16 protein-coding genes are annotated in these 15101 nt (G+C 60.3%); 4 read left to right on the top strand and 12 right to left on the bottom strand.

Going from position 1 to position 15101, the window contains the following annotated elements:
• The first annotated feature begins 62 nt into the window (after positions 1-62).
• Together NKH43_RS01475 and NKH43_RS01470 are read left to right on the top strand one after the other, a co-directional pair.
• Positions 63-1151, top strand: a complete 1089-nt coding sequence (locus NKH43_RS01475; protein ID WP_352856233.1) for a glycosyltransferase family 4 protein — start codon at positions 63-65, stop codon at positions 1149-1151.
• Entirely contained in the window at positions 1148-1924 is a 777-nt protein-coding gene (locus NKH43_RS01470) for a polysaccharide deacetylase family protein (protein WP_023716530.1), read from the top strand. Before NKH43_RS01475 ends, NKH43_RS01470 begins: the two co-directional genes overlap by 4 nt.
• A gap of 90 nt (positions 1925-2014) precedes the next feature.
• On the opposite strand, the gene NKH43_RS01465 is transcribed toward NKH43_RS01470, so the two are convergent.
• The 4 genes from NKH43_RS01465 to NKH43_RS01450 all read right to left on the bottom strand — a co-directional run bounded on the left by NKH43_RS01465 (position 2015) and on the right by NKH43_RS01450 (position 6795).
• Positions 2015-2869, bottom strand: a complete 855-nt coding sequence (locus NKH43_RS01465) for an MBL fold metallo-hydrolase (RefSeq protein WP_352856231.1) — start codon at positions 2867-2869, stop codon at positions 2015-2017.
• 122 nt (positions 2870-2991) lie between these two features.
• Positions 2992-3441 carry a cyclic nucleotide-binding domain-containing protein gene (locus NKH43_RS01460; protein ID WP_254023581.1) on the bottom strand — a complete coding sequence of 150 codons (450 nt, stop codon included), beginning with the start codon at positions 3439-3441 and terminating at the stop codon, positions 2992-2994.
• 157 nt (positions 3442-3598) lie between these two features.
• On the bottom strand, positions 3599-6313 hold the full coding sequence (locus tag NKH43_RS01455) for an ABC transporter transmembrane domain-containing protein (protein ID WP_352856229.1): 2715 nt from the start codon (positions 6311-6313) through the stop codon (positions 3599-3601).
• A 17-nt stretch (positions 6314-6330) separates the two neighbouring features.
• Positions 6331-6795, bottom strand: coding sequence for a hypothetical protein (locus tag NKH43_RS01450; protein WP_352482312.1), 465 nt, complete (start codon positions 6793-6795; stop codon positions 6331-6333).
• On the opposite strand from NKH43_RS01450, the gene NKH43_RS01445 reads away from it, so the two are divergent.
• A complete protein-coding gene (locus NKH43_RS01445) occupies positions 6781-7452 on the top strand; it encodes a class I SAM-dependent methyltransferase (protein WP_031193291.1) in 672 nt (223 codons plus the stop codon). The genes NKH43_RS01450 and NKH43_RS01445 overlap by 15 nt on opposite strands.
• 129 nt (positions 7453-7581) lie before the next feature.
• Here the strand turns inward: NKH43_RS01445 and NKH43_RS01440 are convergent, their stop codons facing one another.
• The 4 genes from NKH43_RS01440 to NKH43_RS01425 form a co-directional block, all read right to left on the bottom strand.
• A complete protein-coding gene (locus tag NKH43_RS01440; protein WP_352482311.1) occupies positions 7582-8778 on the bottom strand; it encodes a glycosyltransferase family protein in 1197 nt (398 codons plus the stop codon).
• A complete protein-coding gene (locus NKH43_RS01435) occupies positions 8775-10019 on the bottom strand; it encodes a glycosyltransferase (RefSeq protein ID WP_352856226.1) in 1245 nt (414 codons plus the stop codon). Before NKH43_RS01435 ends, NKH43_RS01440 begins: the two co-directional genes overlap by 4 nt.
• A gap of 1 nt (position 10020) precedes the next feature.
• Positions 10021-11235, bottom strand: coding sequence for a glycosyltransferase family protein (locus NKH43_RS01430; protein WP_352856224.1), 1215 nt, complete (start codon positions 11233-11235; stop codon positions 10021-10023).
• Positions 11236-11338: 103 nt separating this feature from the next.
• Positions 11339-11755, bottom strand: coding sequence for a hypothetical protein (locus tag NKH43_RS01425; RefSeq protein WP_352493877.1), 417 nt, complete (start codon positions 11753-11755; stop codon positions 11339-11341).
• Between the two features lie 215 nt (positions 11756-11970).
• Between NKH43_RS01425 and NKH43_RS01420 the strand changes: the two genes are divergently transcribed.
• Complete coding sequence (locus NKH43_RS01420; RefSeq protein WP_352856222.1) at positions 11971-12924, top strand: IS481 family transposase; 954 nt, start codon at positions 11971-11973, stop codon at positions 12922-12924.
• Positions 12925-13137: 213 nt separating this feature from the next.
• Here the strand turns inward: NKH43_RS01420 and NKH43_RS01415 are convergent, their stop codons facing one another.
• The 4 genes from NKH43_RS01415 to NKH43_RS01400 form a co-directional block, all read right to left on the bottom strand.
• Positions 13138-13656 (bottom strand): SRPBCC family protein, encoded by a 519-nt coding sequence (locus NKH43_RS01415; RefSeq protein WP_023716540.1) that lies wholly within the window; start codon positions 13654-13656, stop codon positions 13138-13140.
• Positions 13637-13999 (bottom strand): ArsR/SmtB family transcription factor, encoded by a 363-nt coding sequence (locus NKH43_RS01410; protein WP_023716541.1) that lies wholly within the window; start codon positions 13997-13999, stop codon positions 13637-13639. The genes NKH43_RS01415 and NKH43_RS01410 overlap by 20 nt, the downstream gene beginning before the upstream one ends.
• Positions 14000-14103: 104 nt before the next feature.
• Positions 14104-14457: a hypothetical protein gene (locus tag NKH43_RS01405; RefSeq protein WP_352856331.1), complete on the bottom strand. Its 354-nt coding sequence runs from the start codon at positions 14455-14457 to the stop codon at positions 14104-14106.
• Between the two features lie 280 nt (positions 14458-14737).
• Positions 14738-15025 carry a winged helix-turn-helix transcriptional regulator gene (locus NKH43_RS01400; RefSeq protein WP_352856221.1) on the bottom strand — a complete coding sequence of 96 codons (288 nt, stop codon included), beginning with the start codon at positions 15023-15025 and terminating at the stop codon, positions 14738-14740.
• Positions 15026-15101 lie beyond the last annotated feature (76 nt).

Here is a 15101-nt window from a genome sequence, read left to right as displayed (position 1 = left end):
AGGTGAAGTCGATCATGCTTCGAAATTGACTTGCGCAGGCTTTCCGATGATAGGGTCCGGCGATGCGAATTGCCTTCTACGCGCCGCTGAAGTCGCCCAATCATCCCGTTGCCTCCGGCGACCGCCAGATGGCACGGATGCTGGTCAAGGCGCTGGAGCATGGAGGGCATAGCGTCGAACTAGCATCCGAATTACGCTTCTATCTACGCGAACCGGATTCGAAAAGTTTCGACGCGCTCAAGATCGAGGCCCGGGAGGAAGCCGCGCGGCTGGCAAGGCTGTGGGATCGTGACGGCAAGCCCGGTCTGTGGTTCACCTATCATCCCTATTACAAGGCGCCCGACCTGATCGGGCCCGAGCTGGCGTTGGCCTTTGGTGTCCCCTATGTGACAGCGGAAGCCTCCTATTCGAGGCGGCACAACACCGGTTTGTGGGCCGATACGCAAGCGTTGGTGGCGCGAGCCGTCGAACAGGCAGCGCTGAACATCTGCTTCACGCAAAGGGATCGTCAGGGACTGGCAGATGCGATTCCCGACGCCGCTTTCGGCATGCTTTCGCCCTTCATCGACACATCGGTATTCCGGGAAACGCCGGCACGGAGTTGTCCGACGCGCCTCGTTACCGTCGCCATGATGCGCCCGGGCGACAAAGTCGAAAGCTATCGCATGCTGGCGCAAGCGCTCGGTCCGATCGGCCATCTGCCCTGGACCATGTCGGTCGTCGGGGATGGGCCTGCCCGTGACGAGGTCAAAGCGCAATTCGCCGGCTTGCCCGCCGACCGTATCGAATGGCTTGGCGCGATTGAGCCAGCCGCCGTGCCGGATGTCCTCTACAGTGGGGGAATTTACGTCTGGCCGGGTTGCGGCGAGGCCTATGGCGTTGCCTATCTTGAAGCACAGGCCGCCGGCCTTCCGGTGGTGGCTCAGGACATCGCCGGCGTGCCGGAGGTCGTGCGGGATGGCCAGACCGGGTTTCTCACCCCGCCGGGCGATGTGGCGGCGTTCGCTTCTGCCATTGAAAGGCTTCTGGCCCGTAACGACGAAAGAACCATCATGGGCGCGGAAGCCAGACGTTTCATCCTCGAAGAACGTTCCCTCGGTGCTGCAGTGGCGCGGCTGGCCGAACTCCTTGCGAAGATCCCGGTTTCATGACACCCGATCAGATCTGGCAGCCCTTGGTGGAAGAACTGGCGTGCCGGCAACGGGCAGACCGCAAGGCAGAGTTCTGGCTGCGCGACGATGACGCCGTGGGTCCGACGCCTGCGCTTGATCGGCTGCTCGACCTCACCGGTGAATTCGCGGTTCCGGTGACTCTGGCCGTCATTCCGGCCCTGACTGATGAGAAGCTTGCCGTCCGGCTTGACGAGGCGCCGCATGCCACGGTCGCCATCCATGGCTGGGCGCACCGAAATCATGCGCCCGAGGACCAGAAAAAGCAGGAGCTCGGCGCGCATCGGCCACGCGAGGCGGTGCTCAATGATCTGGCTCGCGGGCTGTCGCACGTAACCGGCCTGCACGGCGCACGTACCGTTCCGATGCTGGTGCCACCCTGGAACAGGATTGACGCCGGCTTGGTATCCGACCTTGGATCGATAGGATTTGCGGCATTGTCGGTCTATGGGCCGCCGAGGCGCGCTTCACTGGCGGTCATCAACAGCAATGTCGACATCATGGATTGGCATGGCACGCGCGGCTGCCGCGATCACGGCCTATTGGTTCAAGCTATCATCGCGCAATTGCAGCATGCATTCGATGGCGGCGAACCGGTCGGTCTGCTCACCCACCATCTCGTACATGATGAATCGGCCTGGCTTTTCCTCGAACGGCTGTTCACCGTCACCGCACGGACTGAAGCCTGCGCATGGCTTCCGATCAGGACATTGATCGAGCGCAGCGCCGGTAGAGCAATTCCAGGAAAAGTGTGAACGGTTGTCCGTCCGGAATTGCGTCAAAACAAAGAGATAGAGCGCTTCGCCGTTTCTGTGAAACGGTGAAGCGCTCTAGAGGAAAATAGCTCAGCGCTTTTTGCGCAATGAGACTGGAAGTTTGAGCGTCTGGCCATCCCGCGCGGCAAAAGCGCCGGTAAACCTGTCCTTGGCCAGTTTCTCGATCTTGTCCAGTTCCTTGTCGGTGCGTGTCGGATCGTGGTGAAACAGCGCAAGCCCCCGCGCACCGGCCGCCTCACAGAGCTTGACGCCCTGTTGCCATGTCGAGTGCCCGTAACCGCGGCGGCGTTCCATTTCCTCCTCGGTGTAGGTGCAATCGTAAATGACGAGGTCGGCATCTTCGATCAGGCCGAGCACCGTCTGATCGAGTTTGTCCGGCTCGTGCTCAGTGTCTGTGATCACCGCCACGACGCGGCCGCCCCATTCGACCCGGTAGCCTATGCAGCCGCCCGGATGGATAAGACTGCCGGTTCGGACCACCACCCCTTCGCGCGGGCGAAGCACGTCTCCGGATACGAAATCGCGATAGTCGAGGCTTGCCTTGCTGATCTCCAGTTTCACCGGAAACCACGGCGGCCGCATGAACTCATCGACCATCTGCCGGGTCGTCATCTGTCCTGCAAGATGCCCGGACCAAAGCGTAACCTTGGCGCCCCGGTCATAGATCGGCGCAAAAGACGGCAGCCCGATGATGTGATCGTAATGGGAATGGGTGAAAAGCAGGTCGAAATCGGTGACGCCCAACGCCTGAAGCGCCGCGCCGGCAGGCCGTAGGCCAGAGCCTGCGTCGAACAGAAGCGTATGCTTACCGCATCGCATCTCGACGCAGATTGAGTTGCCGCCATAGCGAGAGAATTCTGGCCCTGATACCGAAATGCTGCCGCGGACACCCCAAAACCTGACCAGGAAAACGTTGTCGTCCATGCTACCCCTTCGCCCATCATATCCAAACAACTGCTGCTAGGCGAGACAGGCTTTCTCCGGGTGATCTTCTCAGCGAGAGGACAGTGCCGTCACGACGGCGAGGATCGAGCGCACGTCCTTCGTTATTTGGCGCTTCGTGCGTCGATCAGATCCGCGGTTGTATGGCTTAGGCGATCGGCAAGAACCCGCAATATCTCGATGGTCATTTCCGGGAACTCCCTCATAAGCCTCAGAAAATGATCCTTGCGGATTCTCAGGACTTCCAGCGGACTTGCCGCTCTGACGGTGGCAGTGCGGGAGCTGTTGCACAATATGGCGATCTCGCCAACGATCGAATTTGGCTCCAGTTCGGCAACTTTTATCGGTCCGCTGTCGGAATCGACAAGAATATCCGCCCTGCCTGAAAGGATGACATAGGCGGCGTCTCCCTCGTCGCCCTGCCGGAAAAGGATCTGGCCGGCGCTGTAGCTCACACGATCGGATGTGAACGCAAGCAGCTTGAGCTTTGTCGGCTCGATGGCAGAGAACAAGGGAACGCGTTGCAGCATTCCAACTTCATCCTTGAGCAGCATTGTCGCAAACCTTCCAAAATTCGCGTTTGCCAGACTAGAGCAACGGACGCCCAGATGGAATCAATTCTCTTTTCGAGACGGCGAGACAAACCACGCGAAAGGTGGCGAGCCCGATGTCGTGCACCGGCAGAATGATCCCATCTGAATGTCCGTTGCTCTATGACAACAGTTCCTTGAAGATACCGTTCCCTGCCAAAAGTGTCTCGTGTGTTCCGTCTTCCGCCAATTGACCCGAGTCGAAGACGATAACGCGATCGAACATCATCGCCATTGCCGGATTCGTCACGACCCACACAATTGCCGGCGAATGGCCGTCGCGCCTGGCTTCCTCGAGCACGTTTCGCAGCACCTTATCCTGCATGCGCTGGTCGAGCGCGGAAAGTGGCCGGTTGAGAATGAGAAAATCGGGACGCTTGAGCAGGGCCCGGGCAACATCGAGCTTCTGTCGCTGTCCACCGGTCAGCCGCCTGCCGCCGGAGCCGACGTTGAAGTCCAGGCCGACATCCAGAAGTTCGGCATAAAGCCCCAGTTCGTCAAGAATGTCATAGACGATGGAGCGTATGCGGTCCGGTGCGTCGGGATGGTTGTTGCCCACACGCCCGAACAGGACGTTATCCATGACGGTGGCCGCGGCAATGTATTTGGCAGGGTCATACCGTTCGACCGCATTTTGCAGTTCGGGCGGCAGGTTTTCATAGAACCGGCTGCGTGCAGCGACGATCTTGCTCATCAGCTCGTCGCTCAGCAGGCCGAAGCGATGCCGGGGCTCGATGTAGGCAAAGCTCAAGGTGACGATCATGGCGCGATCGTTCTCTGAAACCGCCTCGTGAGGACGGTTCTTGAGCCGTTGTAGCAAGGTTTCGTAGGCGGGTATCTCCTCGGCGCTCATGAAGGCGAGCTGCTGGAAGAACTGGTGATCGGGCGGCAGGTCGGCAAACAGCTCGATCGCCTGTTTGGCGATCTCCAAGCCCATTTCGTAGAGCGTGCGGTCGAGGCCGGCTTGCCTCAGCACAGAAGCAAAATAGGGATTGGCCGCCAGGGCCCTGTCGGCCAGTTCGGGGCCGGCGGCAGCGCCGAAGAGCAGGTTTTGGCCGATCGTTGCTTCCTTGTTGTAGGCGCCCGGTTCGAAAGGAACCACCAGTCCGCTCAGCCCCTCTTGTTCCAGCCGGGTTCGCAGCGCCGCACGCAGTTCAACGATCCGCCTGGCAAGCTCCGTGTGACGCGTGAGGTCGGCCGAAGAGCGCAAGCCAAGATCCAGAATGTCGCGCGACAGAACAACCGCGTCGAGCACCCGGCGCACGGCTTCAAAGAGGTCGTGCGGGCCGGTAGCCCCGGCGGAAGCATAGTTGATCCAGTCGCTGTGGATATCGAGATCCGGATTGCCCGACCGGCGCGCCTCGTGGATATTCCAGCGGTGCTGGTCTGCCGCGGCACCGTCATAAGGCACCGATGTCAGCGGCGCATGCTTCAACCCGTAGAGCAGGTTGTCGCGGAGGCTTGCCTGGAACAGGAAAACATCCGACGAGGCATAGGACATGCGCCGGCCGGTCACTGCCTCGGGAAGTTCAAGCAGGTCGTCGGTGCCCGAAGCGACCCTTCCGCTGTCCGGCCAGTTCAGCCGCGCGAAGGTTTCTGCAAGCGCCTCCGCTCCACCTGTTGCGGTACTGACCAGCGCCACCGTCTCACCCGGCTTGACCTGGAGGGAGATACGGTTGAGGAGCATTGCACCGCCATCGTCTGCTATAGACAGATTGATCGCCGATAGGGGATTGGTCATCGGATCAGGATCGTCGATCGTCAATGCCCCGATTTTCGGCGCGATGAGACCCTCGACGGTGAACTGTTCAACGACCTGCTGATATTTGACCTGGACATCCTGCCGATCCTGATCCCAGTCGATCAGTTCCTTCATCGGTCCGGGCAGGTCCTTGTAGGCGCCGATCACGGCCACGAGCTGGCCGACGTCCAGCCTCCCCTGGATGACCAGATACCCGCCGATCATATAGAACAGAAAGGGCGTGAGCTGCGCGAGAAAATTGTTGAGGAACTTCACCATGAATTTCCATTGGTAAAGATCGAAGCGGATCTTGAAGATGAGCCCGAGCCGGGCAGCTATGTCGGCGCGCTCGTAGTTTGATGTATCGTGGACGTGAACCGCGCCGATGCCGTCGACGATTTCGCCAACCCGGCCCGAAAGCGCGCGCGCCGTCAACTGCCGTTGGCGCCCGAGCACGATCAGCCGCCGCCGCATTCGCGGGATGAGTACGATCTGGATCACCACGATCACGACCGCTATCATTCCGAGCCAGACGTTCTGGATCATGATGAACAGCATGGCCGTCAGCGCCTGGCCGCCGAGCAGTACCGGCTGCAGGAAGGCGTCGCCGATGAAGCCGCCCAGCGGCTCTACCTCGTCCTTCACCATGGTCGCCACTTCGGCGGATTTCACCCGCTTGAAGTAGACCGGCGGAAAACGCAGCACACGGTCCACCAGATCGAAGCGGATACGTCGCAGCATGCGTTCGCCGAGGCGGCCCTTGTAGGTGTTGATGTAGAATTTGAACAGGCCGTTGATGACGACTAGCAAGAGGAACACAAGGCTCAGGGCAAACAGGGTCTCCTTGCGGTCGAGCTGAAAACCGGAGAAGAACTGGACCTCTCCAATGAACGGCAGGTTATAGTGTAGCCTCATGAATGGCTGGGTCGCGCCCGGTTGCTCGAAGCCCCTACCTTGGATCGGGCCGTTGACGATCAGCTTCGGTAGGTCGAAGGACATGAAATACGGGACCATCGAAAGCACGACGATCATCAATATCCAGAGCTGCTGCTTCTTGGTGTGCGTCCAGATATAGCGGGCTAGGCTGGGTTCCATATGCGACTGCGGACCCTTCAGTTGAAAGGATGCAGGATGTAAACGCACCTGCTGGCGAATGGCGTATCGGCAATTTCTTCGTCGCCAACGACAAAGTCGAAGCTGCAGTGCACGGACATTGTCCTGCGCTCAACGATGCAAGGAACCTGCGAGGCGGCGCGATCCAGTTCCGGCGCATGGTCGATGACAACGACATGGGCATTGTTGATCAGCGAAGAAGGCAGCTGGCCAGACGGTTCGCGGCTTCCGCAGGGCGTTGGCGAATAGCCGAGCAGCACGAGGCCGCAGCTGGGCGGCTGGTGCTGGCGGATGGACGCCGATGATCCGGACAGATGCAACAGGCTCTCTCCGGCACCGGGCAATAGCCAAGCGGCTTGCAGCATAATCACGTCCGCGGAATCAAACAGTCTTGCGGGAGGCAAGATTGCGTTGTGTCGCCCGAAATCCCAACATACAAGACAAATATGATGGATGTCACGCAACCACGCAATGCCGGTATGGACTGGCACGAGCAAGCCTTGGACCTCACGCGGGGAATTGCTGCTTATGTCAACTGCCCTCTCGTGGCAGGGCTGGCGCGCGTCGTCACCAAGCATCCGAAGGCCGATATCGCCAACGCCTTCAACCACAAGCAGGTCGCCTGCAAGATGTGGGCGCTCGACAGGCTGTTCGAAAGCTGCGGCGGCCGGTTCGGGCGCATATGGGTTCTGGGTGGATGGTACGGCGTATTGCCGGCAATGCTTTTCAACGACGCCCGCTTCGACATCGCGGCGGTCGATAGCATCGACATCGATCCCGAAGTCGCGCCGGTCGCCCGGACCCTCAACCGGGAAGCCGGCGACCGGTTCCGGGCGCTAACGGCAGATATGTACGCACTCGACTATGCGGCCGTCCGGCCCGACCTGATAGTCAATACGAGCTGCGAACACATAGCCGATCTGCGCGCCTGGCTTGCTCTGCTTCCGCGGGGCACGAATGTACTGCTGCAATCGAACGATTATTTCAGCGAGCCGACGCACATCAACTGCGTGGCTTCACTTGCAACCTTCGAAGCAATGGCGGCGCTACGGGAGGTGCGGTTCTCCGGCGAACTGCCGACAAAAAATTATACGCGCTTCATGCTGATTGGAACTGTTTAATGTATTTCGCCCAAAAGTGCGTAGCGGTTTTCGGACAACGACATGCATAAAACAGGACTTGAAGCGCGTCGCACGAAACTCACCAGACGCGACGTGCGTTAGTCCTACTGAGTCAGTAACGCAGTAGGACTAGGATCTATCGTCTGTTTGATCATGAGCTTTTCCGAAACCGGGCTCCACTTTTAGGGACCATGTTCGATACCGCTCGTGCAGGATTTGCGCGGAGCGACGCGCGCCTTCCAGATCGAGACGATGCGCGGATGGCGTCGGTCTCACAAGCGCCTGTTCGATCGCTTGCGCCAAACCTTCAGGCGTTAGGTCCTTTTCCATCAGCACCGTTGCAAGACCGAGTTCTTCGAGCATCAGGGCGCGAACCGTCTGTTCGGTTTCCCCGCCGGCTGCAAATGGAACGAGCAGGGAGCGACAACCCGCGCGCAGGACATCGCAGACCGTGTTGTAACCCGCCTGCGAGACTGACAGGCGGGCGCCTGTCAGCAGGCTGGCGAAATCCTCGCGGAACCGGAAGATGGACAGGCCCGGCGTGGCATCGCGTGCGATCGCGTCAAATTCGTCTTTCGGCAGGTTTGGGCCGGTGATCAAACACCATTTCCGAGCGTTGTTGGCATTCCGCGCCGCTGCGATGGTGGAGCTGACAAGGCTCTTTCCGGCAGCCCCGCCGCCAACCGACACCAGAACGTCGAAGCGCTCGGAGGCCGCGGGCGAGGGCGGCGCGGCAACGAGCCCAGTGTAGGTGACCTCGGCCCTGATCGTCCCAGCCAGCGGAAATGTCTTGTCGATGGTTGCGAAAGCCGGATCGCCGTGGACCATAACAAGGTCGAAATGCCTGTTGATGAGATCGACCGTTTCCTCGTTTCGGCCCGGCTTGACGCGCTCCTGAAGGATGTCACGGACGGACGTCGCCAGCAGCGGTCTGGGCGACGTCGCGTCGATGGCCTCGATCAGCGGCAAGAGTTCGAAACGCATCTGTCGGCGTCCAAATGGAAACGCCTCGAGAATGACGATATCAGGCCTGCAATCCCGGAATGCCTGCAGCAGCATCTCTGAACGCCATTTCTTGAAATCATCGTCGATCGGGTTGCCCTCCAGGTCGACAAGTCCGGAAAATCCTTCATCACCGGAGGTGACAGGTGGCAGGATTACAGATTTTACACCGAGTCCCGGAAACCCGGCGATCGGCGCTCCGCCGGTCACGACGGTCACGTCAAACCCGTCATCGACCAGAGCCGCCGCAATGCGGCTGGCGCGCGCAAGATGGCCGATGCCGAGCAGGTGCTGGACATAGAAGAAAGCGCGCAGCCGCTTCATTCGGCGGCCCGCCACTCCCGCTCGAACAGTTCCTTGAGCTGTCCAATGCTTGCCATATGATCGAAATTGCCGCGCACGCGCCGCTCTGCGGCGTCGCCGAGGCGGGCGCGCAGTACGGGATCACGGATCAGGCGCTCCAGCGCCTGTGCCAGGGCAATTGGGTTCTCCGTCGGAACCAGCAGCCCGGTTTCATCCGGCGATAAAAGCTCCGGCACGCCGGAAATATCGGTCGACACGCAGGCAAGCCGCTGGCTGGCCGCCTCCACCAGAACATTCGGCAGACCGTCACGATCGCCATTTGCGGTGATCCTGCAGGCCAGGGCGAAGATGTCGGCGCGGCGGTAGTGCTCAAGCACTTCCTCCTGCGCAAGCGCGCCTTTCCAAGAGACGCGACCATCCAGTCCGAGCTTTTGCGCCAGCGCCTTGAACCGCTCCAGTTCCTCGCCGCCGCCGATATGCTCGAAACGCCACGCCAAATCACCGGACAACAGGGCAAGGGCCTGCAGCAACGTATCGTAACCTTTCTTTTCAACGGCGCGCCCGACACTCAGAACGACAACCGGTTCGTCCGGCGCCGAGCCGTCATGCTGCTTTCGCGCCTCGCCGAAACTGCCGAAGCGATCAAGGTCGAGCCCATGATAGCTCAGATGTATAGACGAGTTGCCGTTAGCGAGTTTTTTCAGACGGTCGAAGCCGGTTTTCGTGCAGGTGACGGTCCAGCGCGCCGAGGAAAGCTTGCCGGCCAGATCCCAGTCCGCCGAAGTCCAGATGTCCTTGGCATGGGCCGAGCAGGTCCAGGGCAGGCCACGAAGCTGGCTGGCATAGCGCGTCACCGATGCCGGTGTGTGCGCGAAATGTGCATGCAGCCAGCCCGCGTCTTCCGGCCATTCGGCCGCCAGCACGAGCGCTTGCCCGAAGCGGCGCGCGCGATTGCGCGTAAAGTCGTGGGGGAGATCGGCAGCCAGCGATCCGAGCGTGCGCCAGAAGCACGGCCGCAGCAGATAGGCAAACAGCGAGCGAAGCACGCGCAGCGGCTCTTCATGCAGATATTCCGGCAGATAATGGACCGGCGCTTTGATCTCGTCATGCACGGGGTGGCGTTTTTCGTCGGTCGGCCGCCTGAGCGCGACGAGTATCAGGTCGAACCCTGCACGCTCCAGACCGAGCAATTCCTGCGCGATGAAGGTTTCGGACAGCCGCGGATAGCCCTTCAGAACCACGACGATCTTGCGATGTTGCAACTCAGGTCATTCCTTCAATGACCGAAAGGTGATGGCCGGCCCGCCGGTCGAGCAGTTCCGCGACGATTTCGGAAATATGAGGCAGCCCTTCCAGCGTCAGATGCGGATTGCTCTGTGATGGGTGGGGCCGGTCCGGCAGCGCCACCAGTGCATCGGCAAACCGCTGGGAATCCTTGGCTTCCTCCGGCAAAAGCATCTCGATGAGGCCAAGTTCGGCTGCGCGCCGAGCGCGGATCAGTTGTTCCTGGCGGGGCTCGACGCGCGGCACGATCAGCGCCGGCTTGTCGAAAGACAGTATCTCGCAATAGGTGTTGTAACCGCCCATCGCCACTACCGCCTTGGCGCCGGCAATCAGGTCTTCCATGCGGTTGTCGAACTCGATGATCTTGATGTAGGGGATCTTGGACCCCTTCTTGAGCAGCTTGTTGCGCTTGCGCGCCGGCATGTAAGGCCCAAGCACGATCAGGGCCCTATGCTGCAATTGCGGATCCTGCTGATAGGCATCGATGACGTCGTGGATCAGTTCGGCGCCGTCACCGCCGCCACCGGTAGTAACGAGGATATAGTCGCCCTCGGGCCGGTGGCCGGGCAACTCGTTCCGCTGCAGGCTCCGTTGCAGGAAACCGACGAACCTCATCTTTGCCCTGATAGCCGGCGGCACATCCAAGCCGGTCAACGGATCGTAGAAATCCGGCGGGCCATAGGCCCAGACCTTGTCGTAGAACAGGCCTATCTTGCGCATCACATCCCTGCGTGCCCACTCTGCTTCGAGCAGATGCGGCGCATCCATTACCTCGCGCAGGCCAAGCACGAGAGTGGTGCCCCGCGTCTTGAGGTAGGACAGCGTGTCCTCGATCTCACCGCGCAGGCCGAGCGGTTCCTTGTCGACGATGAAGATATCCGGCCGGAAGGTCTCAGCTGTATGGCGGATGATCGACTGGCGCATCCTTAGCGTCTCATGCAGATCGATGTCCTTTTCCAGCGAGGTGTATTCGCCGTTGCGCAGCTTGATGACGCTGGGGATCTTCACGAAGTCGACACGGGCGCGGTAGTCGAAGGCGCCAGCGATAGTCGCACCCGAAATGATAAGCACCTGAAGTCCGCGGAAATCCTCGACCAGCGAATGCGCGATAGTCCGGCAGCGCTGCAAATGGCCGAGCCCGAACGTGTCGTGGCTGTACATGAGAATTCGAGCGTTTTCTGCGTGCTGGGTCATTGTTGAACGTCTCTTAGAATTCTCGCTTTGAGGACCGTGAGCGACCCGCCGGCTTCGAAACCATCCTGGTTTTGAAACATGAGGCCGCGATTTTCAATTTGTATTACTTCTGTGGAATGCCTGTCAGATAACTTTCTGATTGCCTGAGTCCGAAACTAGATGGATTGGCGAATATCGCCTCGGCGGGAGCGGGTCGAGACTCCCTGTTGTTGTTTTGGGATGGATCGAAGGGGAAAGCGGTGTCCAAAAGATCGGCAGAAGTCATCGCTCTTGATTCCAATAAGGCCTCTCCGAACTTGATTGGTTTCCGAGCGGTGAAAGCGAATTCCGCTATCCTGCGCATATAGTCAATTGCTTGATCGGTATACGAAAGGACAGGGTCACCGGGCGTCGCACGGCGCATGTTGTTGTAGAACTCATTTCGCGCGCCATTGCTCTCGGTCTTGGGGGACCAAAAGTGCTGCCCATCAATCTCTTGACGGGCGGTCTGATTATGATTCACCGACCAGAACTGAGCCATCTATCGCCCAAGCTAGCCGGAATTTCGGCAGGAATCGAGTGGACGCCAGCGCTCACAACACACCGCCTGCGGCAGAGTGTGTGCAACACCGGTTACTTGTCGATCGCTATGGCCTCTGGCTAATGCCTTAGCTGTGAGCTTTCAGAGGGTTGTCCATTCGGACCGCACCGAGGAGACTGGAGTTACCAAGCTTCAGCATCCATCGGAGGGTCCGAATGAACATCCATAAGAATGCCCGTCTGACGCCGCTGCGTCGAGAGGAGATGGCGCTGTCGGTCATTGAGGGGCGTCTTTCCCAAGCCCATGCGGCGCGCGTCTACGGCGTGTCGGCCAAGATCGTGGCGCGCTGGGTCGAGCGCTACAAGGCCGAAGGGCGGGTCGGCATGGTCGATCGTTCCTCGCGGCCCGCCCATATGCCACAGGCCACCGCAGCGTCGACCGCCGAGCGCATTGTGGCGCTCCGGCGGCAGCGTTGGACCGGCAGTCACATCGCCCATGAGGTCGGCGTCTCGCCCGCCACCGTCAGCCGGGTTCTCAAGCGTGCCGGGCTGTCGCGGCTGAGCGACATCGAGCCGGCCGAACCGATCCGACGCTACGAGCGCGAGCACCCCGGCGAGATGATCCGTATCGATATCAAGAAGCTCGGCCGCTTCAGGCAGGTCGGCCATCGCATCACCGGCGATCCGCAAAAGGGCAAGTCGCGCGGCGCCGGCTGGGAGTTCGTCCATGTCTGCATCGACGACGCTTCCCGCATCGCCTTCTCGCAGATCCTGGCCGACGAGAAAAAGGAGAGCGCCATCGCCTTCCTCGAGGCGGCGGCGGCCTACTACGCCAGTCTCGGCGTCGCGATAGCGCGCGTCATGACCGACAACGGCTCCTGCTACAGATCGAAGGCTTTCGCCAAGGCCTGCCGCGATCTCGGCCTCAAGCATGTCAGGACAAGGCCCTATACGCCCAAGACCAATGGCAAGGCCGAGCGCTTCATCCAGACGGCGCTGCGCGAATGGGCTTACGCCATCGCTTACCCGACATCGACTCATCGCGCCGCAGAACTGCCTGTCTGGCTGCACAGATACAATTGGCATCGCCCCCACGGCAGCCTAAAGTCAAAAACACCTATCAGTCGCCTCGCTCTAACCGAGGACAACCTGTTGAGGCTCCACACTTAGCTGGGGCGGTGACGGTCCTTTTTGAGACGACCTGAGCGCGTCGCCGAACGTCGCGAGGTGCGAAAATCACTCGATTGGTCCCGATAGTTGGCGAAACCTCAATGAGTTTGATGATTGGCCTCGTAGGTTCACAGAGGGCGGCGACGATCTCGTCGGGGTTCTCTTCCGCCTAGTTGAAGATCCAGGCTGCCGACCGGGAGATCGACGACTTCATCACCGTCGCACGCTCGCGCCTAGCGTGACGAGAAGCTCGTCCAGTTGCTCGAACGTCTCGCCCATCGCATCCGCCGCCCCGGTGCCGGCAGCGTCGAGAGCTTCCTTTGAGGGATAGAGCTCGTGCATGACCAGCAGCGTCTTGCCACCTTTTTCCTCGAAGGTCACCGTGGTGATGGGTCCACCGTCACCACCTTCGTCATTGGTCCAGACGAGGCGCGAGTGCGGTGTCACTTCGATATACCTACCGAAGAACTCGTCAGGGTTTGAGGCATCGTGGCCGAATACCAAACGGTACCTGCCCCCGACACGAACATCCATCTCGCAGGAACGCAGGAACATGCCCATCGACTTCGGTGCCCACCACCGCATGAACAGCTCGGGCTTGGTCCAAGCCTCGAACACGGTGCGCGCCGGCGCGTCAAAGGTTCGCGTAACGACCAGCTCCCGGTCGGACTTCCGTTCCACCATCGTGCGGTTCTGCATGGGGGTGGGCTCACTAGCTCTTGTTTCGTCCATCGACTTTCTCCTTCCGTTTCAATTCCTCGACAACCTTGTCCAACTCGTTGAAGCGTGCGTCCCAGAGCTGGCGGTGCCTCTCGATCCATGCCGCCTCTTCCTCCAGTGCGCGTAGGCCAAGCTTGCAGGTCCGCACGCGCCCAACCTTCTCCGTGGTGACGAGCCCCGCCTTCTCCAAGACGCCGACGTGCTTCTTCATGCCCGTGAGGGTCATGTGGAACTTTTCGGCAAGGTCCGTGATCGAGGCGTCTGCTCGTCCGAGTTGCTCCAAAACGCCGCGCCGGGTGGCGTCCGAGAGCGCGGCGAATGAGGCATCGAGGTGGGGCATTAAATACTGAACCATATGGTTCAGTATTTAACAGGCGGGCTGGCGGCGTGCAAGAGGAGACCGAGTGGGCTGCGTTGCCGGCCGCCCCTTCTGGTAAATCGCAAGCGATTAGCGGATGTTCAAGTCGGAGCAGGGTCGGTGAGGAAGGGCATGATGTCCACGCCGTCTCCTGGGAAGACGGTGAAATGCGGGTGGTTCTCGAACAGGCGGGCGGCGGCATCGATGGTATCGGCCTCGACGACAATATAGCCGCAGAAAGGGTTCACGGAGTCGGCGATGCCGTCCCTGGTAACGCGCCTCGTCTTACCGACCATGCCGCCGCGATCGGGGAAAAATGCGGCATTTCTCTCCTCCCAGTCCGCCCACAGCTGTAAGCCGACGGCATCAATCGTATCCTGCTCGGGCTTAGGCAGGCTGCGAAAGCGGGCGAGGTCTTCGGGCTTCATGGTGTAGACGGCAAGAAAGCGGGGCATGCGGCGGTTTTTTCTTCGTGCTGGCAGAAGCATGCTAGCTTAGACTCCTGGAGGGCCCAAGTCACTGCGCATTACCACCCTTTGGCGCTCCGTATCTTTCAGTCCGAAATGATGACCCGAGGCTAAGGTTGGCCATCTATTTTGAACGCTGACCTGGGCGGGCGGAACTGCTCCACCACCAGATCAACACGCACATCAAGCGTCATCCTCGCTGTTAAGCGCAGGCCGAAAGTAGTGTCGACGCCACAAACTCGCGATTCTCTGATGTGCTCGCGATTCTCTAAAGAACAGAATCACCGAGCAGCAGGCGCGACCCGACCTTCACGATAGACCTGATAGCCGGCAGCAGCTCCTGCCCCAACGAGGTCAGCTCATATTCCACCGTCGGCGGCGAGGTCGCCATCACGTTGCGACCGAGGACGCCGCGCTCCTCGAGATCCCGCAGTCTGCTGGTCAGTACCTTCGCCGAAACGGCTGGGATATCGCGGCGGAGTTCCGAGAACCGACGCGGGCCTTCGCTCAGGGACCAGAGCACCTCGGGTGTCCAGCAGCCGCCAAGCAGCGCCATGCATCTCGACATGGGGCAGCCGGGGGGAGCCTCCACCTTCTTTCGCGCCTTGAGAACCATCGCACACCCTTCTCGA

This window comes from Mesorhizobium sp. M1163 (assembly GCF_040318415.1).
GTDB lineage: Bacteria > Pseudomonadota > Alphaproteobacteria > Rhizobiales > Rhizobiaceae > Mesorhizobium.
Note: the sequence above shows the minus strand (reverse complement) of the source record. Positions and strands in the feature narration are given on the sequence as shown.

Coding starts and splice junctions, on each gene's coding strand:
- NKH43_RS01475 (WP_352856233.1), top strand. CDS start 63: ATGCGAATTGCCTTCTACGCGCCGCTGAAGTCGCCCAATCATCCCGTT.
- NKH43_RS01470 (WP_023716530.1), top strand. CDS start 1,148: ATGACACCCGATCAGATCTGGCAGCCCTTGGTGGAAGAACTGGCGTGC.
- NKH43_RS01465 (WP_352856231.1), bottom strand. CDS start 2,869: ATGGACGACAACGTTTTCCTGGTCAGGTTTTGGGGTGTCCGCGGCAGC.
- NKH43_RS01460 (WP_254023581.1), bottom strand. CDS start 3,441: ATGCTGCTCAAGGATGAAGTTGGAATGCTGCAACGCGTTCCCTTGTTC.
- NKH43_RS01455 (WP_352856229.1), bottom strand. CDS start 6,313: ATGGAACCCAGCCTAGCCCGCTATATCTGGACGCACACCAAGAAGCAG.
- NKH43_RS01445 (WP_031193291.1), top strand. CDS start 6,781: ATGGATGTCACGCAACCACGCAATGCCGGTATGGACTGGCACGAGCAA.
- NKH43_RS01440 (WP_352482311.1), bottom strand. CDS start 8,778: ATGAAGCGGCTGCGCGCTTTCTTCTATGTCCAGCACCTGCTCGGCATC.
- NKH43_RS01430 (WP_352856224.1), bottom strand. CDS start 11,235: ATGACCCAGCACGCAGAAAACGCTCGAATTCTCATGTACAGCCACGAC.
- NKH43_RS01425 (WP_352493877.1), bottom strand. CDS start 11,755: ATGGCTCAGTTCTGGTCGGTGAATCATAATCAGACCGCCCGTCAAGAG.
- NKH43_RS01420 (WP_352856222.1), top strand. CDS start 11,971: ATGAACATCCATAAGAATGCCCGTCTGACGCCGCTGCGTCGAGAGGAG.
- NKH43_RS01415 (WP_023716540.1), bottom strand. CDS start 13,656: ATGGACGAAACAAGAGCTAGTGAGCCCACCCCCATGCAGAACCGCACG.
- NKH43_RS01410 (WP_023716541.1), bottom strand. CDS start 13,999: ATGGTTCAGTATTTAATGCCCCACCTCGATGCCTCATTCGCCGCGCTC.
- NKH43_RS01405 (WP_352856331.1), bottom strand. CDS start 14,457: ATGCCCCGCTTTCTTGCCGTCTACACCATGAAGCCCGAAGACCTCGCC.
- NKH43_RS01400 (WP_352856221.1), bottom strand. CDS start 15,025: ATGGCGCTGCTTGGCGGCTGCTGGACACCCGAGGTGCTCTGGTCCCTG.